Annotated in this window: 20 protein-coding genes; 5 read left to right on the forward strand and 15 right to left on the reverse strand. The window is 49.3% G+C overall.

What is annotated here, in order from left to right:
- Positions 1-12 precede the first annotated feature (12 nt).
- Complete coding sequence (locus SNR34_RS20590) at positions 13-201, reverse strand: hypothetical protein (protein WP_486180071.1); 189 nt, start codon at positions 199-201, stop codon at positions 13-15.
- A gap of 28 nt (positions 202-229) precedes the next feature.
- Entirely contained in the window at positions 230-1,363 is a 1,134-nt protein-coding gene (locus SNR34_RS20595; protein ID WP_339273317.1) for a tripeptidase T, read from the reverse strand.
- A 99-nt stretch (positions 1,364-1,462) separates the two neighbouring features.
- Between SNR34_RS20595 and prli42 the strand changes: the two genes are divergently transcribed.
- Positions 1,463-1,564, forward strand: a complete 102-nt coding sequence (prli42, locus tag SNR34_RS20600) for a stressosome-associated protein Prli42 (RefSeq protein ID WP_236419919.1) — start codon at positions 1,463-1,465, stop codon at positions 1,562-1,564.
- A gap of 29 nt (positions 1,565-1,593) precedes the next feature.
- Here the strand turns inward: prli42 and lipB are convergent, their stop codons facing one another.
- From lipB to lpdA, 5 genes are all read right to left on the reverse strand, one after another.
- Positions 1,594-2,298 carry a lipoyl(octanoyl) transferase LipB gene (gene lipB / locus SNR34_RS20605; RefSeq protein WP_486180072.1) on the reverse strand — a complete coding sequence of 235 codons (705 nt, stop codon included), beginning with the start codon at positions 2,296-2,298 and terminating at the stop codon, positions 1,594-1,596.
- 118 nt (positions 2,299-2,416) lie between these two features.
- Positions 2,417-3,880 (reverse strand): dihydrolipoamide acetyltransferase family protein, encoded by a 1,464-nt coding sequence (locus SNR34_RS20610; RefSeq protein ID WP_486180073.1) that lies wholly within the window; start codon positions 3,878-3,880, stop codon positions 2,417-2,419.
- A gap of 138 nt (positions 3,881-4,018) precedes the next feature.
- Positions 4,019-5,005, reverse strand: a complete 987-nt coding sequence (locus SNR34_RS20615; protein ID WP_236419924.1) for an alpha-ketoacid dehydrogenase subunit beta — start codon at positions 5,003-5,005, stop codon at positions 4,019-4,021.
- Positions 5,006-5,007: 2 nt separating this feature from the next.
- Positions 5,008-6,036: a thiamine pyrophosphate-dependent dehydrogenase E1 component subunit alpha gene (locus tag SNR34_RS20620; RefSeq protein WP_236419926.1), complete on the reverse strand. Its 1,029-nt coding sequence runs from the start codon at positions 6,034-6,036 to the stop codon at positions 5,008-5,010.
- A gap of 190 nt (positions 6,037-6,226) precedes the next feature.
- A complete protein-coding gene (gene lpdA / locus SNR34_RS20625; protein WP_486180074.1) occupies positions 6,227-7,651 on the reverse strand; it encodes a dihydrolipoyl dehydrogenase in 1,425 nt (474 codons plus the stop codon).
- 184 nt (positions 7,652-7,835) lie between these two features.
- On the opposite strand from lpdA, the gene SNR34_RS20630 reads away from it, so the two are divergent.
- A complete protein-coding gene (locus tag SNR34_RS20630) occupies positions 7,836-8,153 on the forward strand; it encodes a DUF2627 domain-containing protein (protein ID WP_339273325.1) in 318 nt (105 codons plus the stop codon).
- A gap of 147 nt (positions 8,154-8,300) precedes the next feature.
- Here the strand turns inward: SNR34_RS20630 and SNR34_RS20635 are convergent, their stop codons facing one another.
- The gene (locus tag SNR34_RS20635; protein ID WP_486180075.1) at positions 8,301-8,513 is read right to left on the reverse strand and encodes a hypothetical protein; all 213 of its coding nucleotides are present in this window, start codon (positions 8,511-8,513) and stop codon (positions 8,301-8,303) included.
- Between the two features lie 185 nt (positions 8,514-8,698).
- Here SNR34_RS20635 and SNR34_RS20640 point away from each other — a divergent pair, with 185 nt between their 5' ends.
- Complete coding sequence (locus SNR34_RS20640; protein ID WP_236419932.1) at positions 8,699-9,295, forward strand: thymidine kinase; 597 nt, start codon at positions 8,699-8,701, stop codon at positions 9,293-9,295.
- 171 nt (positions 9,296-9,466) lie between these two features.
- Here SNR34_RS20640 and SNR34_RS20645 read toward each other — a convergent pair whose 3' ends face one another.
- The 3 genes from SNR34_RS20645 to SNR34_RS20655 all read right to left on the reverse strand — a co-directional run bounded on the left by SNR34_RS20645 (position 9,467) and on the right by SNR34_RS20655 (position 12,334).
- On the reverse strand, positions 9,467-9,943 hold the full coding sequence (locus tag SNR34_RS20645) for a hypothetical protein (protein WP_236419934.1): 477 nt from the start codon (positions 9,941-9,943) through the stop codon (positions 9,467-9,469).
- A gap of 507 nt (positions 9,944-10,450) precedes the next feature.
- A complete protein-coding gene (locus SNR34_RS20650; RefSeq protein ID WP_339273328.1) occupies positions 10,451-11,095 on the reverse strand; it encodes a hypothetical protein in 645 nt (214 codons plus the stop codon).
- Between the two features lie 201 nt (positions 11,096-11,296).
- Positions 11,297-12,334, reverse strand: coding sequence for an NAD(P)/FAD-dependent oxidoreductase (locus SNR34_RS20655; protein ID WP_236419937.1), 1,038 nt, complete (start codon positions 12,332-12,334; stop codon positions 11,297-11,299).
- Between the two features lie 286 nt (positions 12,335-12,620).
- Here SNR34_RS20655 and SNR34_RS20660 point away from each other — a divergent pair, with 286 nt between their 5' ends.
- Positions 12,621-13,388, forward strand: a complete 768-nt coding sequence (locus SNR34_RS20660) for a FlxA-like family protein (RefSeq protein WP_486180076.1) — start codon at positions 12,621-12,623, stop codon at positions 13,386-13,388.
- 175 nt (positions 13,389-13,563) lie between these two features.
- On the opposite strand, the gene SNR34_RS20665 is transcribed toward SNR34_RS20660, so the two are convergent.
- Positions 13,564-14,529: a GGDEF domain-containing protein gene (locus tag SNR34_RS20665; RefSeq protein ID WP_486180077.1), complete on the reverse strand. Its 966-nt coding sequence runs from the start codon at positions 14,527-14,529 to the stop codon at positions 13,564-13,566.
- Between the two features lie 370 nt (positions 14,530-14,899).
- Here SNR34_RS20665 and SNR34_RS20670 point away from each other — a divergent pair, with 370 nt between their 5' ends.
- Positions 14,900-16,222, forward strand: a complete 1,323-nt coding sequence (locus SNR34_RS20670; protein WP_486180078.1) for a hypothetical protein — start codon at positions 14,900-14,902, stop codon at positions 16,220-16,222.
- Between the two features lie 307 nt (positions 16,223-16,529).
- On the opposite strand, the gene spo0A is transcribed toward SNR34_RS20670, so the two are convergent.
- The 3 genes from spo0A to recN form a co-directional block, all read right to left on the reverse strand.
- Positions 16,530-17,345: a sporulation transcription factor Spo0A gene (gene spo0A, locus SNR34_RS20675; protein ID WP_486180079.1), complete on the reverse strand. Its 816-nt coding sequence runs from the start codon at positions 17,343-17,345 to the stop codon at positions 16,530-16,532.
- A 195-nt stretch (positions 17,346-17,540) separates the two neighbouring features.
- Positions 17,541-18,878, reverse strand: a complete 1,338-nt coding sequence (spoIVB, locus tag SNR34_RS20680; protein ID WP_236419945.1) for a SpoIVB peptidase — start codon at positions 18,876-18,878, stop codon at positions 17,541-17,543.
- A 102-nt stretch (positions 18,879-18,980) separates the two neighbouring features.
- The gene (gene recN / locus SNR34_RS20685; RefSeq protein WP_486180080.1) at positions 18,981-20,717 is read right to left on the reverse strand and encodes a DNA repair protein RecN; all 1,737 of its coding nucleotides are present in this window, start codon (positions 20,715-20,717) and stop codon (positions 18,981-18,983) included.
- Positions 20,718-20,721 lie beyond the last annotated feature (4 nt).

Consider the following 20,721-nt stretch of genomic DNA (forward strand, 5'->3'; position numbering starts at 1 on the left):
CGCCCCTTTATTTCAGTATTTCAGCATGGCGGCCGATTCAATCCAACCCTTCTGCATGTTCAATCGCTTGTTTGCGTTTTTGCAAAAAGTCCGAATCGGCTTGCGCCGGATTCGGACTTTATTCAACTTGTGGAGCGCACCTGGTTTCAGCCAAGCCGCTTCCGGTTGACGGTGGCATGCCATGCATAATGCCGAATCCACGATATTGCTTAACCGGAGGCTGCTGCAATCATTTCCGGACAGCAGCCGTTTCCTGCACGATGGCCACGACGACTTCCGCCAGCTTGGCGAGATCCTCGGCCCGAATGCGCTCATTGGTTGTATGAATTTCTTCGTAACCTACGGCCAAGTTCACCGTCGGAATGTTAAAGCCGTTGAAGATGTTGGCATCGCTGCCGCCGCCGGACATAAACGTCGACGTCTCCAGCCCAAGGCCGCGAATGGCTCGCTGTGCAAGCTGCACCACCTCATGATCATCCTGGAATCCAAATGCAGGATACAATATTTCGCTGTGGAATTCGGCTCTGGCACCAAATTTGTCGCAGGTTGTTTCGAGCGCTTCCCGCATCTTTGCAACTTGCTGCTCTACTTTCTCCTGAACGATGCTGCGTGCTTCCGCTTCGATTTGCACGAAATCGCAGACGACGTTCAGCGCCGAACCGCCTTGGAATTTGCCGATGTTCGCCGTTGTTTCATCGTCGATCCGGCCAAGCTTCATCGCCGCAATCGCTTTGGCTGCCACTTGAATGGCACTGATGCCATCTTCGGGGTTCACCCCGGCGTGTGCGGATTTGCCGTAAATATTCATCTGAATCTCGGCCCGGGCCGGTGCAGCAACGCAGATTGTGCCTACAGCGCCGTTCGAATCGAGCGCATAACCGAACTCGGCATCGATATCCTGCGGGTTCATTGCGCGCGCCCCAACCAGGCCGGATTCTTCTCCGACCGTGATGACAAACTGGATTTTGCCGTGTGGAAGGTTGTTCTCCTGAATGACGCGGATCGCTTCGAACAGGGCGGCAATGCCCGCTTTGTCGTCCGCGCCCAGGATCGTCGTTCCATCGCTGCGAATCCAGCCATCCTCACCCAGTATAGGCGTAATGCCCGTACCCGGCGTCACCGTGTCCATATGGCATGTAAAGAAAATTGCAGGAGCATCCGATGCTCCCTCAGCTTCCCAAGTGACGACCAAATTTCCCGCTCCATGACCGGTTTTGGCCGTCGTATCGTCTTCATAAACGCGAAGTCCCAAACGGGCGAACTGCTCTTTCAGGACGGTTGAGATATTTTGCTCGTGTTTCGTTTCGCTATCGATTTGCACCAGTTCCATGAACTGCTCGACAATCCGCTGTTGCTTGATCATAAGGCTTTTCTCTCCTTTAATGATAGGGTACAATACATATATTGTGGGCGTTTTCTTACGGGTCCGGCATAACTATTTGATGAAAGGAGTCCTCGCATCATGCAAAATAAAAAATGGTTTCGCATCTTCATTTACATCATGTTGATCGCGATGGTGGGGTCCACTTTGTTTATCGCGCTCGAACCGTTGTTTTACGGATAATCCCCTAGCCCTTGCACCATTTTGAATCATTAGCGGTGAAGGGCTTCTTTTTCGTCTACCCAACGGATGTCATAAGAAAAATGCCGGCTGAAATAGGAGACGATCTCCTTGGCAACCAACTCCACGGAAAAGGCTTTGCCCGTAATATCTTCCAACGACGTCACTCCGTATTGCTGGATGCCGCAAGGAACAATTCCCTGGAAGCCTTCATGCTGGATCCCCGATGCGATGTTGAAAGCAAACCCGTGACTCGTCACGAAGCCGCGTCGACGCTTGCAGCGATTGAATTTGACGCCGATGGCGGCAATTTTCAAATCCCCGATCCATACACCCGTGTAGCCTTCCTTGCGTCCGGCCTCGATCCCCTGATCGGCCAGATAATCGATAATGACCTGTTCAAGCTTACGCAAATACCCGTGCAGGTCAAGGTCCTCGTCGCGGCCGAGAACAATCAGCGGATAACCCACAAGCTGTCCGGGCCCATGATAGGTGATATCTCCGCCACGATCAATCTGAAACAATGAAATGCCCTGCTCCCGAAGCTGCTCTTGACTGAGAAGCAGGTGCTCGGGATGATTTTGCGAACCGATCGTATACGTCGGTGGATGCTGAAGCAGCAGCAACCGCTCGTTCCCTTCTCCCTCATCCAACTGCTGTACAATTGATTTTTGACTGTTCCAGGCTTCTTCATATTCAAGCATCGGTATGTATGCAACATCCAGCGGCTTATGCATGATATCTCCTCACCCTTCTGCTTCATTATTGATGTGCTGACGGATCAACCAAACGACAAACAACGGGAAAAGTGCACGGCCTCCGGCACATACACTTTCCCATAACCCTGCTATTCTGTTAATACACTGTCGTTTCCATGTTATAACCTTCCAGATTCTCCTTGACGCGCTGCAGGAATCTTCCGCAGATGACGCCGTCCAAAATCCGATGATCCAACGAGAGGCACAGGTTGGCCATCGAACGAACCGCGATCATATCGTTGATCACCACAGGTTTCTTGACGATGGATTCAAATGTCAGAATGGCTGCCTGCGGATAATTGATGATCGGCTGGGAAAGGATCGAACCGAACGAGCCGGTGTTGTTGACCGTGAACGTTCCTCCCTGCATATCGTCCAGCTTCAGCTTGCCTTCACGGGTTTTGCGCGCCAAATCATCGATTTCCCGGGCCAGTCCCGCAATATTCCGCTGATCGGCATGTTTAATGACAGGTGTCAGCACCGAATCCTCCGTACCTACCGCCATGGACAGGTTAATGTCCCGTTTCACGATGATTTTGTCCACGGCCCACACCGAGTTCATGATCGGATAGTCCTTGATCGCGTTGACGACGCCTTTCATCATGAAGGACAGATACGTCAGGTTAATGCCTTCCTTGCGCTTGAATTCATCCTTCAGCTTGTTGCGCAGTAAGACCAGATTGGTTACGTCGACCTCGATCATCGTCCATGCATGCGGAATTTCGGATACGCTTTGACGCATATTGCGGGCAATGGCGTTGCGGACAGGCGTCACGTCGATAAAGTACTCGGAACGTCCTTGTCCGCCGCCTTCCACCTCGATTTGCGGGATTTTCGGACTTTCCGTCAAATGGATGCCTGAATGTCTGACGGGCACACCCGCGTCAGCCACCGGAATTCCTTCGCGCGTTGAGGCAGCGGAAGGCTCCACCGGCCCGCGGTTGATGCCGCTGAACGGAGATGCTGCCGACTCCGTCGCATGCGCCGCTGCTTCAGGAGCGGCGACCTGCTGAACGGGGGGCGAATATGCAGCTCCGCCCTGCGCGATGTAGGACAGAACATCTTTGCGCGTAATGCGCCCCCCCATGCCTGTTCCGTGAATATGCTGCAGATTCACGCCATGTTCTGCAGCCAATGTTTGAACTGCCGGCGAGTAACGTCCGCGCATCGGCTGGTCGGGATCATGAGCAGGTACGCCGGCATTAACGACAGTTCGGGCGTCCGTTCCCGTTTGCGATGCCGATCCCGCCGCAGCAGAAGACGGCTGGCGGTTCTCGGTAATTTGCTCCGCTGCCTCTTCCCCGGAAACAGCGACCTGCATATGGCAGATCGCTTCGCCAACGGCAATCGTAGCGCCTTCCTCAGCGAGGTGATCGCCCATGATTCCATCCACGGTGGACGGAATCTCGGCATTCACTTTATCGGTAATCACTTCACAGATCGGCTCGTACTGCTCGACCGCATCGCCCGGTTTTTTCAACCATTTTGCAATCGTCGCCGATACCAGCGATTCCGCCAGCTGCGGCATAATGACCTCGATCCATTTCATGCGTTCAGCCATTTCGATATCACTCCTAACTTTGCTTGTATCTAAGCCGTTGCCATCACGTTACGCACGCCGTAACGGGGCAACATCGGGATTGAATGTATATCAATCCTTCCTCTCTTGTAACCGTCCCCGAACATATAGACAAAGCAATCAATACTGTGCCAATGCACGCATCGCTTCCTTAGCCTTGTCTTTGCTCAGCATGTAGAACTTTTCCAGCGTCGGGCTGATCGGCATCGCCGGCACGTCCGGACCGCAAAGGCGTTGAATCGGCGCATCCAGATCGAACAAGCATTCCTCGCTGATGATGGCCGCAACCTCTGCTCCCACCCCACCGGTTTTGTTGTCTTCATGCACGATGAGCACTTTGCCCGTCAAACGAGCGGAAGCAATGATCGCATCGCGGTCAAGCGGCTGCAGCGTGCGCAGGTCGAGAACGTGCGCGGTAATGCCCTCTTCACGCTCAAGCTCTTCAGCAGCCTGCATCACGAAATGCAGCGGCTGGCTGTACCCGATGACGGTAATGTCGGCGCCTTCGCGCAGTACGTTCGCTTTGCCGATCGGCACGATGTAATCGTCGTCAGGCACATCTTCCTTGATCAGCTTGTAACATTTTTTGTTCTCGAAAAACAGGACAGGGTCCGGATCGCGTACGGCCGCCTTCAGCAGGCCCTTGGCGTCGTATGCCGAGTACGGCGCAACGATTTTCAAGCCCGGTGTGCCAAAAAAGATCGATTCCGGACATTGGGAGTGGTAAAGGCCGCCAAAGATACCGCCGCCGATCGGCGCACGGATCACGACCGGACAGCTCCAATCGTTGTTGGAACGGTATCGGATTTTGGCCGCTTCGCTGATGATCTGGTTGGTTGCCGGAAGCATGAAGTCCGAATATTGCATTTCCGCAATCGGCTTCATGCCGTACATGGCAGCCCCGATCGCTACGCCTGCAATCGCCGATTCGGAGAGAGGCGTGTCCATGACGCGCATTTCGCCGAACTGGTCCTGCAATCCTTTGGTCGTGGTAAATACCCCGCCTTTGACGCCAACGTCCTCGCCAAGCACAAACACGTTCTCGTCGCGTTCCATCTCTTCCTTCATTGCCAGACGGATCGCATCAATGTATTCCATCATCGCCATGATTACCGTCCCCCTTCGTTGCTTTCTGCATATACATGCGTCAGCGTATCTTCAGGCTTCGGATATGGCGCGTTGTCCGCGTATTCGGTCGCCTCTTTCAATTCCAGCGCGAGCTGGGATGCCAAATCCGCATCCTGGGCTTCATCCCAAATGCCGCATTCGAACAAATAATTTCTCATGCGAAGGACTCCGTCCTTTTTCCAGTTTTCTTCCACTTCTTCCTTAGTGCGGTATGCAAGGTCATTATCCGAGGTAGAGTGCGGCGACAGACGGTACATCATCGCTTCGATCAGAGTCGGACCTTCGCCGGCAATGGCACGTTTGCGCGCTTCCTTCACCGCCGCGTATACCTCAAGCGCATCGTTTCCGTCCACACGCAGCCCCGGGAATCCATAACCAAGCGCACGATCGGATACTTTGCCGCTCAGCTGTTTGTGCACAGGCACCGAGATGGCGTACTGGTTGTTCTCGCACATGATAATGACAGGCAGCTTGTGCACGCCCGCAAAATTCGCGCCTTCATGAAAATCTCCCTGATTGCTGGAGCCTTCCCCGAACGTCACGAATGAAACGAACTCTTTCTTTTGCATCTTGGCGGCAAGGGCGATGCCCACCGCATGGGGAACCTGCGTCGTTACCGGGCTGGAGCCCGTTACGATGCGCAGCTTTTTGTGGCCGAAATGGCCCGGCATCTGCCGTCCGCCGCTGTTCGGATCTTCCGCTTTGGCAAACGCGGACAGCATCAGTTCACGCGGAGTCATGCCTACGGCCAATACGAAGCCGTAATCCCGGTAATATGGTAAGTAATAATCGTGATCGCGGTCCAGGCCAAATGCTGCGCCTACTTGCGCCGCCTCCTGACCGATCCCTGATACGTGAAAGTTGATTTTGCCGGCTCGCTGCAGCAGCAAGCATCGTTCGTCAAACTTGCGTGCAAGCAGCATCGTTCTGTACATATCCAACACTTCTCCGTCGCTAAGCCCCAGCTCAATGTGCCGATGGACTGCTCCTGCAGTACCTTGTGAACTCATTATGAGGTACCTCCTTTAAATTCAGAGCCTGAGGAGCCGCGAAGAAATGCTTAATGTACTTTATTTCGTCGCGGTCTCCCTGCCAGTCTTACAACCCGATCTTATAACCTGGTACTAAGACTTGACTTAAGCCTATTATAATCCCTTTTACCCAAAAAAGGAAAGGTCCTTTCTCTCGAGGCTCTTCAGCCTACATGCCGATCGCTTTTCCGTCCACCGCCAGCATCGCTTCGCCCATGATTTCCGACAAGCTTGGATGCGGATGGATCGTCTGCCCGACTTCCCATGGCGTAGCATCCAGCATCTGGGCGAGCGAAGCCTCGGCAATCAGTTCCGTCACATGGGTGCCGATCATATGTACGCCCAAAATATCGTTCGTTTCCGCATCCGCGATCACCTTTACAAATCCATCGCGGCTGCCATGGACCAGCGATTTGCCGATGGCTTGAAACGGAAACTTGCCAGTTTTGACGCTGTGGCCGCGTTCCTTCGCTTCGCGTTCGGTAAATCCGATGCTCGCCGCCTCCGGACGAGTGTATACGCAGCGCGGAATACGATGGGATTCTACGGCGTGTACCGTTTCGCCGGCGAGATGGTTAGCGGCCAGGATGCCCTCATGGCTGGCTGCATGCGCCAGCTGCAAACCACCGATCACGTCGCCGATCGCGTAGATATGCCCTTCCCCTGTCTGCAGGTTTTTGTTCACGGCAATGAAGCCGCGCTCAAGCTTGACATCCGTATTTTCGAGGCCGATGTTCTCCACGTTGGGCTGACGGCCAACGGATACAAGCATCTTGTCCGCGCTCAGCGCCTCGCGTTTATCGCCGGATAACTCCACTTCGATTTGAATGCCGTCCTGACCGGACTTGTACGTTTCCGTCAGCACCTTCGCTTTCGTCAGGAAACGAACCCCGCGTTTGCCGAGCAGACGCTGCATTTCCTTCGCGATATCTTCGTCTTCTGCCGGAAGCACATGCGAAGCCGCTTCAACGACCGTCACCTGCACGCCGAAATCGTTCAGCATGGAAGCCCACTCCAGTCCGATGACTCCACCGCCGACGATGATCAGCGAAGCTGGAAGCTCGTCCATGCGGAGCGCCTCGTCGCTGCTCATAATGTATCGTCCGTCGGGTTCCAATCCGGGAATAACGCGCGGCCGTGAGCCTGTGGCGATGATCAGGTTTGTCGGCACAACCGTGTCCATCTCGCCATCGTCGAATTCGATGGCCACCGCTCCGCTTTGAGGCGAGAAGATCGACGGACCAATGACGCGCCCGTTCGCATGTACGACCTCAATCTTGTTTTTTTTCATCAAATATTGAACGCCCTGGTGCAGCTGCTCCACGATGGCATCCTTCCGGGCCTGCACCTTCGGAAACACCAGCGTTGCGCCCGTCGTCTCAATTCCGTATGTCTCGCTTTCCTGAATTTCCGCGTAGACTTCCGCGCTTCTCAGCAGCGCTTTGCTTGGGATGCATCCCCGGTGAAGGCATGTTCCTCCCAGCCTGTCCTTCTCGATAATGACAACCTTTTTTCCCAGCTGGGCGGCACGAATGGCGGCAACGTAGCCTCCGGTTCCTCCCCCAAGAATGGCAACATCGCAATGAATTGGCATCTCATCTTTTCCCCTTTGTCAACGTTTTACGCTATCCTTGGTTCCATTGTACTCTCCCAAAGCAGCGAACTCAAAATTTCGCGCCGTCTATGCATAGACAGCTTAAGTAAACCAAGCTATGATGAAAACAGGCATATCTTGTAAACACAACCTATTTTGCTCCATTTCTAACGGTCGGGAGGTTATGGTGATCCACACAAAATTGGTTTTTGCCCGTTTCTTGGCCATTCTCGTTCTGGTCGTCCCCGGCCTGATGGCGATGAAAGGCTTTCTGATGATGAAGGACGCTTTGTTTCTGTATTACGCCGATCATGGGAACGATCAGGTTTCCCCCGCGTTTGACTGGCTTTCCTTTGGCGGCGGGCTGCTCCTGTTCGGAGCAGGCATGAGCTTTCTGGGGGGCTGGATTTTGTTTAGGGATCGCAAACGAAACTATGTAGGTCCGCGTTTTCGTTCGAAAACAGCTCATCCGGGCCCGGAAAAACAGCGCCATTCCACATGAATCCACCCGGCTGGGCATCGCAAGCCTTTAACGTTTGCCCAAGCTCAGGTATAATCCTTATTGAATCGATATGTGCGCGTGGAACGAACCTGACAATAATGATTGCCTGCATTCGGAAACGGCAAGTAACCCGGAGTGATCCCCGGGTTATTCGTATAATGCGTCCCGCAGCTTGGACGACATGCGCGATTCTTTCGAGGAAGCTTTCAGCATCGTGCGGCGCAGCGTTTGGTTGCTGACCTGCAACCGCCGGGCTTCGGCAAACAGATCGGCGACAAGCTCCCTCGTCCGTTCATCCAGATCAACTTCCTGCACCAGTTGTTCATATTTCTCCTCCAGGGCATGTAAAGAATCGTTCATCGGTACCCTTCATCTCCTTTGGACTCCAGAATCATCAACTGCCGTGACCAGCAGCTTACCATTCCATATAGTAACACAAAGAAGTAATGATAGTGCTGGCCTAGACCCAAGTTTTTGTGGTACTCTGTAATGGTCGCTTTTTTTGAGCAGGTAGCTAATAGATAGGTGAGAGGAGCAGCAGCAACGTGCAAACAGGACGTATTACCGTTATTACAGGGCCCATGTTCAGCGAAAAATCCGGTGAGCTTATTCGCCGTTGTCAGAAATGGATCCAGTTCGGCCGCAAAACGGTCGTGGCTTACAAACCCGCTGAAGACAATCGCTTTGCGCAAGACGAAATCGTAAGCCGGATCGGTTACCGATTGCCGGCCCATTCCATTCCCCGTCAATTGACGCCCGAGATCGTTGAGCAAATTATTGCCCAAACGAAGGACGCCGACGTCGTCGCCTTTGATGAGGTTCAATTTTTTAGCAGCGCCATTATGGAGCTTGTCTCCGAGCTTGCCTACTGCGGCAAACATGTCATCGTGGACGGACTTAACATGGATTACCGCGGCAAGGAGTTCGGTTATATCGGCGGTTTGTTGGCCATGGCGGATGATATCGAGAAACTGTCGGCCTTCTGCGCCGTATGCGGCAGCCCGGATGCTGCCTTCACGCAGCGCATTGTCAATGGCGAACCCGTTACGCTCGGACCGGTCGTCATGATTGGCGATTCGGAGGCTTATGAGCCACGTTGCCGGCACTGCTTTGTTCCTCCTCATAAAGTGGATTGTCCATAAATCCGGTCTTTCCTGCAGCTTTAATTTTGATTCGGACTATTACATTACATTCTTCTAATGTGAAGCCCTACGGGGCTTTTTTATTATGGTAAGGCGTCCACTTTCGCTATTTCCGCGATATCCATACACAAAAAAGCACCGCTTTGCAGCGATGCAACAGGTGTTCTTTTTTTAGTCGCGTGTCACGAAATATTTATTGGTCATATAATAGGCGTCGCCTCGGGACGTTTCGACCATTCCTTTTTTGGCATCCAGAAATACGATTTCCTTGCATTTGGTGCAATACCACTTGGTTCGCTTATATGGAGATTCCGTTACGTAAGCCGTACCGCATTTGCAATCGATCTTCATCAAAATCTCGCTGGATTTATAAGCGCTGGACAAGCGTTCCATGTTATCCTGCTGCTGTGTGGGCATTATGGTTTGCTGATAATCGGATAGATGATTCTGAACCTTGAAGTCTGCCACAAGTCCTGCGTTCAACCCAAAAAATTCCTTGCCGATTTCGGTCACGAAGCGCTTCTCGTTTTTGTAGCAATCAAGCCACTCCATAATCTGTTTGTTGGACAATGGAACCGTACCCTTGATACCGCTATTTAAGGTGTAGGTCATGATGTATAAAGTATCGTCTTGTCTACCTGAGTACATTAGAATCCTCCTTCGAATACATTTGCTAATGTACTACAAAAGCGCCCATAAATCAAAACCATGTTATTTCCTGAACGCTCCTTTTTCATTTAAATGGGAAAAAAACCTCGCCGATCCGCCAAATTTTTGCAGGATGCGCATACGCCAATCACATTTCCTTGTGGACCCGCATAATGTACGACCGCTTTGACCTTATTGCTGCAGATCGAACAATGGTTCCTCCTTTCACGTTTGGGGGTGTAGTCCGATAGCTTCACTACGTTTTGGCTATCCTTGAAACCGCGTAGAAAGCGCAACCATCTCATCTGGCACTCACTCTTTCTAGTCATCATAATCTCTCGATCTCATCCAAAATAAACCTTCGTTCTCTATGTAACATCTTCCATGCTGTACAAGTCTATCTCATATCCTATTCGACGTTTCGATGCTTTTTCCTGTTTTCCTCTTCATGCATATGAAAAAAAACCGACACTCCTTTGACGACAAAGGCGTGCCGGTCTTGCACGTTCACTTATAAAATGTCCCCAGCACATCAAGGTCTGGAGAACGTTCAATCCGGAAAGGATAAATGTATCCCTGCGTCAAGCTGCCGGCGAATTTGCGGCTCCACAGGTCGATTCCTGACGTGAAACGATAGGCCTGGTACACGAATTTGGAGCAATAGTTACGCTCGATGCTCAGCAAATTGGTTTGCAGCCGGTAATGCTTGACTTGCTTGTAGTGTGTTTGCACCCATTCGGCGGCCTTCTGCCCTGCCTGGCTCAAACGGGAACGAAATACGATAAATCGGTCACCCTCGTAAAAACGGGTCAAATATCCGTCGATGCTGTCCGCGAAGACAGGTCCGTACGGGTGTACATGATAGACTTTGCCGTCCAGCCCTATAATGCCCATATGGCCTGCATAATACGTGGATTCGGAACTTGGCGTATATATGATATCCCCTGGCTCGAGTGCCAAATCAATCAAAGCCGCGAGTGGCTGATCGCGATCTGCGCGTCTGGCAGCAGCACGCTTGCGGCGTCCTTCGACGAGAAGCCGGTGAAGCATACCGGCCGACTTGAGATATATTTTCGCATAGGGAATGCGTTTATTCATTAAATGGCCATACCATTGACGGACGGATGAAGTGATGTCACGGAAATGATTCATCAAGCTTGCCCTTCTTCCTGAAAGAATGCTATTTTTCGCTTACGAGCGTATGATGCTGCATTATATGTTATTATAGCCCGCTTTCCCGAATCCGATCAAACATGCCGAACCTGTTCCGTCCGCCTTCCGAGCACACCAAAAAAGCAGCTTCGGATCAATCCGAAGCTGCCATGAATCATCGCTGAAGCAAAGGCGGGGGAATTATTCCTCAACCACGCCAAGCGCTTTGTTTTTTTCTTTGAAGCGCGAATTGTGGGACGACACGTAAGCTACCTTTTCGGCATCAGGATCCATGTACAATTTGGCGCTGTTTACGGCCAATGCGGCATCCGTAAATGTACCTGCGATGAGATGCAGCTTGCTGCCATAATCGACGAAATCGCCTGCCGCAAATACACCTGGAATATTGGTTTGCAGTCTTTCGGTAACGCTTACGTGCCACTCGCCAAGATCCAATCCCCAATCACGGATCGGTCCGAAATCGCTCTTCATGCCATGATTCACAATGATTGCGTCCACATCAAGCAACTCGCTCTCGCCAGTCTCCACATGGCAGATGGTCACTTGTTCAATCGTTTCACCGTTTTGGCTGTGCAGCTTATCTACGGCAAAAGGTGTTCTGACGTCGACCGAAGACTCTCGCATCCGCAGCACGTTCCGCTCCAATCCGCCAAAACGGTCACGACGATGCACCACCGTTACCTGCTCGGCCAGCGGCTCCAGCTCATTCGCCCAATCGACGGCAGAGTCCCCCCCGCCCGAAATCAACACTTTTTTGCCGCGGAACGGTTCCAATTCCTGCACGGTATAATGCAGATTCGTAACCTCGTATCGATCAGCGCCTTCAAGTTCGAGTTTGGCCATTTTGTATATACCGTAACCGATCGCCAAGATGACCGTACGCGTCCAGTGCTTTTCACCCGTTGCGGCTGTCAAGATGATGGTGCCGTCGGGCTGGCGCTCGAAGCCTTCGATCTGCTGTTCGAATACAATGGTAGGCTCAAACGTTCTCGCTTGTTCCTCCAGCTGCTGGATCAGTTTTTCACACAAAATAGGGGTAACCCCGCCAACGTCCCAGATCATCTTCTCCGGATAAAACAGCATGCGTCCGCCCAAACGGTCCCTGGCTTCAATCAGTTTTGTTTTCATATCGCGCATGCCGCTATAAAAAGCGGAATACATCCCGGCAGGGCCTCCACCGATAATCGTAACGTCATATAACTCCAACTGTTGTTCCATGAAAGCTACCTCCATTATTTCATTCAGGCTCGCCTGATTATATGATATCGATTCTCATTATCACTAATTCTAGTTTACTGGGAAACATATCAAAAAACAATGGACAAATCACGCACATTTTTTATACCAAAAACATTTATCGCTGTAATTCTATGAGACAGACTGCGGTTATCGGTTATTTTTCTTGCAATATCAAGAAGGAAGCCTCAACTATTCAAAACTTTCTCATAACATCCGATAATGTGTATATGCTTTTCACCATATTTTTCAAAAAGGAGAAAATGATATGAGCTCCATTTCATCTGTTTCCACGAGCACTTCTGCACCAGCACCCCTTCATTCCGGCCGTGACAAGGAAATTCAGAGCCTGATGAAGCAGAAAGTCAAACTGAACGAAACCTTGCAAACCGTCAAATCCAATGATCAGATGGACACCAAAACCAAAGCGGAACGAATCAAGTCGTTAACGGATGCGATCGCACAATTGGATAGCAAAATCGCCCAAATCAAAGCGGAGGAACTTCAGGAACGTAACCAGATCAAGCAGCCTGAAAAAACCAAACAGCAAACTCCGACCCAGGACGAAGATCAAGCGCCTTCCCTCGATCATCTCATTAAACATGGCCAGACCTATGATCGTTTAGGAAAGCTTGTAGGGCTTCGCAATCGAATGGAACATTCCATTCAAACGATTGAGGGGGAAACACGTTTTGACCGGATCGTTTTGGATGTCAATGCCGGGAAAGATGCCGGCAAGTCCATGATGCTCGCAAATGCGGAACGCACCGTTTTCCAGAAAAAAAGGGAAGCCGTTCAGGAAATCAGCTCACAAATGGATAAGATCGATGATACCATCGGAAAATTAACCAATGCATCGCAAGAGACGACAGCCCAAGATCCGATGCACCCCTCCATTTCTTCAGAAAAAAAGGAAGACATCAAAGGACAAGGACACTCGGATTCAACGACCGATCCCATCGATTCTTCAAATAAACCAGCATCATCCGATTCCGAGCCATCGTCTGCTTACGCTTCTCTGGATATTAGAATCTAGCTCACAATGATTACGTTTTTTCACCAATACAGCGAACCCGATCAAGGGATTCTTCGGAACAATCGACTTCCGGTATGTAATTAAACATCTGCTCTACTTCAAAAAAGGCCACTGGCGGTTGTATACACTGTATCTGACAGCCATGGCCTGAACCAAAAATACGCTTTGTTTTGACTTACTGCTCTACCCGCTCCTCATTTACGCACATCATGCTGCCCGAGACGGATTTGCATATTTTTTTGATCCGTGTCGCTTCACTGACGATGTCTTCGATTTTCTCATATTTTCGCAGCATGTTGGACACAACGGCAATGGACACCGAAACAAGCGGAATGCGTCCGAGCGTTCCCGAACGGCCTTCTCCCATCACATAATCATTGCTTAGATCATCGGCATTGTAAAATTCCCGTTTCATCTGCTCGAACCCTGCCAGCACCTGCTCGCCAATTTCCCGAAAATTGTGATGGTGTAAAATCGTGATGAAGTCGTCACCGCCGATATGCCCAAGAAACGTGTCGGGAAACATGAAATGTTTCCGTAACAGATTGGCCGTGGCCTGAATCAACTGATCCCCCATTTTGAAGCCATAGCTGTCGTTGTACGACTTAAAATGATCCAAGTCGATATACAGCACGCTAAACTCATTCAATCGAAGCAGTTGTTGAAGGCGCTCGTCAATGATACGGTTGCCCGGCAAACCTGTGAGTGGATTCAGGAAAATGGCCATTTCCGCACGAATATCGGCAACGGCCAGCAATAATCTCCGAATGCTGACCGCTCCCATCAGACCTCCGGCCGATGTCACCAGCACTAGGTCGTACAGCTCTTCTTCATTACGGTTCATCGCTTGAATGCTGACGTCCGTAATCTGTTCTGCATAATCCACCACCAACGGTTCACTGTTCATTACAAGCCCAATCGCCCGGCCCATATACAAATTATAGCCGTATTGCGTTCCGATTTGCTGAAAAAAAAGGGTCCTCATCATTAATGCGGGGCTGCCCTTCGCCCCCACGACAGCAACGCCTTCCAATTTGGCATTCTGCTTGAAAAGCTGATAGACGGTATCGCATCTGGTCTCAGGCGTTACGGTTGGAATGGCTTCAGCGATCTCACCTATTTGCGTAAAAATACCGTTCACCTTCTCTTCCCCTGCGATATGAAATCCTTAAAATTCAGGCAAACTCCGGCTTTAATATGGGAAGACGTCTCTCTTCATGAAGTGTATTCATTCTTTGTGCCTAGATAAGATGTGTATGTAGTTCAATCGTATCATTCAGGCTCTACTAATATGTTAACCAAAGGTAAATGTATGTAAAAAAACTTCACAAAAGAGCCATCAAAATGAACAAAATTTATATTATGACCTTACATGACAAGTTACTTCATTGTTGCTAACCGATGCAGCTGAGTAAAATAGCCTCTTGCTAGAAGTTCATAAACATGTTCTAATATTTTTAATGCAAACGATACATAATGTATCATACAAAGTGAGTGAGGATGAAAAACTAATGACATTGTCCGATTCTAAACCATTCGATACCTTGTTCAAAATATGGGCTATTGTATTGCCTATAAATTCTTGGGTCTTAATCCCTTCCAATCCTGGGACGACCCCTGGGTTGTTGCTTTCATTAGCATCTCTTGTATTTACTCTCCTTATCGCAATCAGTTTTAAAAGAAGAAATATCATTGGAATTGGACCATTAACCAATAACTTTTATAGAGATTTTATTATTTTTGTTTACATATTAACCATGATGAACGGCTTGGCGCAGTTGACCATTTTATTCAAAATAAATGATGGCTACGATTATAATTTCAAACATAATGTTATTCTGGTAAATGAGCTTGGAGGCACCTTTTTAAGATCCAGTCTTTTCACTCAATCCATTTATCTGATCGCGGCTTCTATTATCTGCTTCTTCACCAAGTATTTTTACAAAGCAGATTGGAACAAATATATATTTGCAGGAGCGTCCCTGTTTCTGATTTATGGATTTTATGAGTGGTTTTACTACTTATTGTTCGGCACGACAGGAGACTTTTTAAGCAACAGGGTATTTGCATTAGATATTCACGGAAATCCGAAATTAGGAAGTGTCAATCAATTTACGGATGTTTTCGGATTTCGCTCGCTGAGAATGAAAAGCTTATCCAGTGAACCCAGTACTTTTGCGCTAACCGTATTGCCTTTATGGATATTTGCGGTCCATTTACGCAAACCGTTACTTCACATACCGATGTTAATCGCTCTCATTTTATCTAATTCTTCAACCGCTTTTTTAGGAATCGTACTTTATTTCATTTACAGAATTGTTCGCTATCATCTCAAAGATCGGTATTGCCAACTGTTAATCTATTTTTTCGCGATCGTTGCAGTCCTGAATTATAAAAGAATTACGACGATATTCGGATTTTTGCTGTTTGATAAATTAGATTCCATTTCCGGCAACGAAAGATCCTCCTCAATGATGCTGCATTTAGATTATTTTGCTCAAATGCCATTTCTGAATAAGTTATATGGAATTGGATTTGGATATGTAAGGTCTACCGATTTCTTTTCCACCCTGATGGTCAATAGTGGCATAATCGGATTTATTCTTTTTTCTTTATTTTTTTTGTATCCTGTTTTCAAATTGCAGCGCAGCTATTTCAACGATGGACTTAAAATCATACTGTTGGTGGTCTATGCTTCGTTAATGATTTCCGTTCCGGAATTTTCTTATTTAACGACTTGGTTATTTTTAGGGATAAGTTATAGTCAACTAGCGAAAGAAAAGGCACTAAAAAATCAAATCCAGCTTAAACCTGTGCCATCGCTTCTTCGCTGACATTCTTCCATAAGCAAAAGGATGAATTCACTATTACATTCCGCCAAATGCCATCCTATGTTCGCGAAGCATGGCATTTGGCGATGAATGAAACCTACTGCTATACTTGGTCCCGTTAAAGGTCATCTTAGCTTAATGTCATGACATATTTGATCTATACAGAATATCGCCGTTTATTGGTTTTTAAATCCCAATAACGGCGATATGCTCGACAAACAAAATTCATATTATGATTTCAGCATTTAGCTTTTGCCCGCACGTCAAAATACGTTTGAAATCGACTGGCTTACCTCTATTCCTGATCCTTTCACGACACCTTATGCTCAATTCTCAGCTTGTCGGCCACCATCGCGATGAATTCGCTGTTCGTTGGCTTCGACTTGCTGATGTTGATGGTGTAACCAAACAAATGGCTGATCGAGTCGATGTTGCCGCGTGTCCAGGCGACTTCAATCGCATGGCGGATGGCGCGTTCCACGCGGGAAGGCGTCGTTTTGAATTTTTCGGCAATTGCTGGATAGAGTGTTTTGGTGATGGCACCTAAAATTTCAATATTGTTGTACACCATCGTAATCGCTTCGCGCAAATACTGATATCCTTTAATATGCGCAGGAACGCCGATTTCATGTATGATGGACGTAATGCTTGCATCCAAATTTTTGTGTTTGCCCATGGGCACCACGTTGGACTTGTTCACGAACGAAGATGAACTGCTGCCGGAATTGGAGGAAACTGTAGTTTGGGTTCCCACCAATTGACGGACCCGATTCGCAAGCACTTCCATGTCAAACGGCTTCAAAATGTAATAAGAAGCACCGAGCTGCACGGCGCGCTGCGTGATGTTCTCTTGTCCGAAAGCCGTCAGCATGATGACTTTGGGCTGAGGCGTAAGATTCAAGCTGCGCAACCGCTCCAGAACGCCAAGTCCATCCAAATGCGGCATAATGATATCCAGGATCAATACGTCAGGGACGTTGCGTGATTGCTCCAACATTTGCAATACCTCTTCGCCGTTGTATGCTACGCCGGATACTTCCATATCCTCCTGCTCCGATATATATTCAGCGAGCAGATTCGTAAATTCACGGTTATCATCAGCAAGCAACACCTCGATTTTTTGCAAAACGGTATCCTCCTTTGAATGTGAACATTTTGGTTCGTACATCTCCTTACAACATAAATTTTCGACACAGCACATTAAATTCCTTCTGTCGAAAATTATTTTTCTTTATTTTTTTTATCCCTTGATTTATAATAAATATTTTATTTCATCATGCGATATATTATGTTAATGTTCGACAAAAAAATCTTAAGGCCGTTATCCAGCCTTAAGATTTTTTGCTTCATCCTTATTCATCATGACGCCGGCATCCTGAAGCATCCATTCGATGAAACAGCCATAGCCGGACTTGGGGTCGTTCACAAAGACATGGGTAACCGCTCCAACAAGTTTGCCATCTTGAACGATCGGACTACCGCTCATCCCTTGAACGATGCCCCCGGTTTTCTGAATCAGCTTCGGATCGGTAATTCTGAGTACAAGACCTTTCGTTGCAGGGACTTTTTGATCGGCTACATGTACGATATCTATGGAGAAACGTTCGACCTGCTGTCCATCAACAACCGTTAAAATTTCGGCAGGTCCTTCTTTGACTTCATGGGAAAATGCCACGGGAATGCCCTTGGAATACAAGCTGTGCTCAGGATTGGCCGACATTTTACCAAAAATGCCGAATGCCGTGTTTCTTTCGATATTGCCCAAAATTTTGCTTTCCTTTAGGAAATGAGCTCGTTTCTCGCCCGGATCGCCCGATTCGCTTTTGGAGATTGACGTTACGTTCGATTGCACAATTTGACCACTGCCAACAACGATAGACGTTTGCGTATTCATGTCGGTAATGACATGTCCCAAAGCGCCGTATACGCCTTGATCGGGAGCATAAAAGGTCAATGTTCCTACCCCTGCTGCTGAGTCGCGAATATACAGGCCCAGTCTCCAGGCTTGATCTTCTGCGTCATAAGCTGGATTAAGTCTGGTTTTGACCGTTTGCCCGCCACGCTTCAGCACTACATCAATGCCTTTTTTGCTTTTGCCCGCACGTTCCACAGCTTCGGCTACTCCTGAAACGCCTTCAAGCTTTTTCCCGTCCATGTGAGTGATCAGGTCACCAAGCTTGATGCCTGCTTCTTCCCCCGGGGAAAAGCGTTGGTCTGGCCCGGATCGGACAAGGTGATGGCCTACGACAAGAATGCCCGCCGACTTCACTTTGACGCCGATCGTTTGGCCGCCGGGAACGATGCGCAGATCGGGAATGACGTTTACATCGACCGTTTTTAACGGGATCTTGCCCCACAGCTTCAGCGTTAATCTGGCATGGCCCGTCTGCTGAGGGTGAAGATGCAATGGTTGCTGCTTCGTTACGTGCACGGCTTGATTCTGCCCTTGACCATCCAGACCGACAATGTCCGGACGATCTACAACTGCACTGGAAGTCGCAGGTACCGCAAAATGCAGATCCGCCCGCCTGCCCGCAAAAACCTGCACTTCGTCAGGCAATGAAGCGAAATTTTGCACAGGCTGAATCACCTGGCTGATCACACATAGAAAGAAGGCAAATAAAAGACCTAGAAATTTCTTCCTGAGGGGGGATTTCAATGGCTGTCACGCTCCCTTTGCTTCTTTCGCTTGACGAAAGGTGGTCGCCAATTGCGTACCTATAAGATAACCTTGCCCCCAGGCTTTTATTACTGTCAATCATTACGCCAGCCGCTCGTTTCCCCCTTTTTTGGCTTCCGCCAAATTGAGCATTTCCTGTGCATGATGGAGCGTTTTCTCGGTAATTTCGACGCCGCCGAGCATACGTGCCATTTCCTTGACGCGCCCTTCATTGGATAGTGACTCCACTTGAGTCATTGTGCGTCCGTCCATGACGTGTTTTTCGATCAAATACTGGTGATCGGCCATGCAGGCTACTTGAGGCAAATGCGTAATCGAGAACACTTGGCATGTCGAGGAGAGCCGGAATAATTTCTCGGCGATGGATTGTGCCGCTCTTCCGCTGACCCCCGTATCCACTTCGTCAAAAATAAGTACGGGAATACGATCGTGGCGCGCAAAAATGCTCTTCATGGCGAGCATGATCCTCGACATTTCTCCACCTGAAGCAATTTTGCCAAGAGGCCGCAGCGGCTCTCCCGGATTCGGCGAAATGAGGAATTCTGCATTGTCCGCGCCTTGGCGGGTTAGGCGAATCCGTCGCCCATTCCACTCAATGCCTTTGGGATCTTCGAATGGCGTAATTTGGACCCGTAACGACGTCCGCTCCATTTGCAAATCCTTAAGCTCGCTTTCCACTTGGGTTGCCAGTTCTTCCGCACATTGCTTTCGAACCTTGCTCAGCTCCTCGGCGGATTCGAGCACCCGTTGAAGCAGCTTATCCCGCTTTGCCCGAAGCTTTTCTAAACGTTCGTCCTTATTTTCAAGCTGATCGGTTTCGTGACTGATCTGCTCGTAATATTTCAGAATTTGTTCTACGGTATCTCCGTATTTCCTTCTAAGGCCGGTAATCAGGTTTAGCCTTTGTTCAACTTCTTCCAGCCTGCCGGGATTGAATTCGATTTTGTCACGATAGTCCCTAAGTTGGAATGCAACATCTTCAAGCAAATAATAGGCGGATTGCAACTGCTCTACGATCGGCTGGATGCCTTTGGTATCATATCCTGAGACATCTTCCAGACGGGATAGCGCAATGCTGACCGCTTCCAATCCACGCTGACCGCTCAGCAGTTCATATGCACCCGCAACCGTGTCCATCATTTTCTCGCTGTGGGATAGTTTGACCCTTTCTTCGCCGAGCAATTCATCTTCACCCTCGGTCAAGGATGCCGCTGCAATTTCCTCCAACTGAAAACGGTACATATCGAGCAGCTGGTATGCCCGCTGGCTGGATTCCTGAAGTGCCCGCAGTTCCTTTTCCGCTGTCACGAATTCACTGTACCGCCGTTGGTACTCGGCTTTGACCGACCCAATTACTGCTGCTCCGTATGTATCCAGCAGACCTAAATGACTCTCTGCCCGAAGCAGGCTCTGATGTTCATGCTGACCATGAATATTGATCAGCTTCTCGCCCACTTCGCGCAGCATGGTCAGATTAACAAGTTGTCCATTAATCCGTGATGTGCTCTTGCCTTGTGTGTTCAACTCTCGTCGAATGACGAGATGTTCCTCCGGATCGCATTGAATGCCCAATTTCTCAAGCGTTTCCCACACCGGGTGGTTCGACTCCAGCTCGAACAATGCCTCCATTTCGGCTTTTTCACATCCATAACGAATGAGGTCAGCCGAACTCCGCCCGCCGGCGATCATGCCGAGCGCATCGATGATAATCGATTTCCCGGCCCCAGTTTCCCCTGTAAGAACGTGAAATCCGGGGTGAAATACCACATCCACCTCTTCAACCACGGCCAGATTACGAATCGATAAAGTAACCAACATTTGT

This window comes from Paenibacillus sp. XP01 (genome assembly GCF_057364885.1).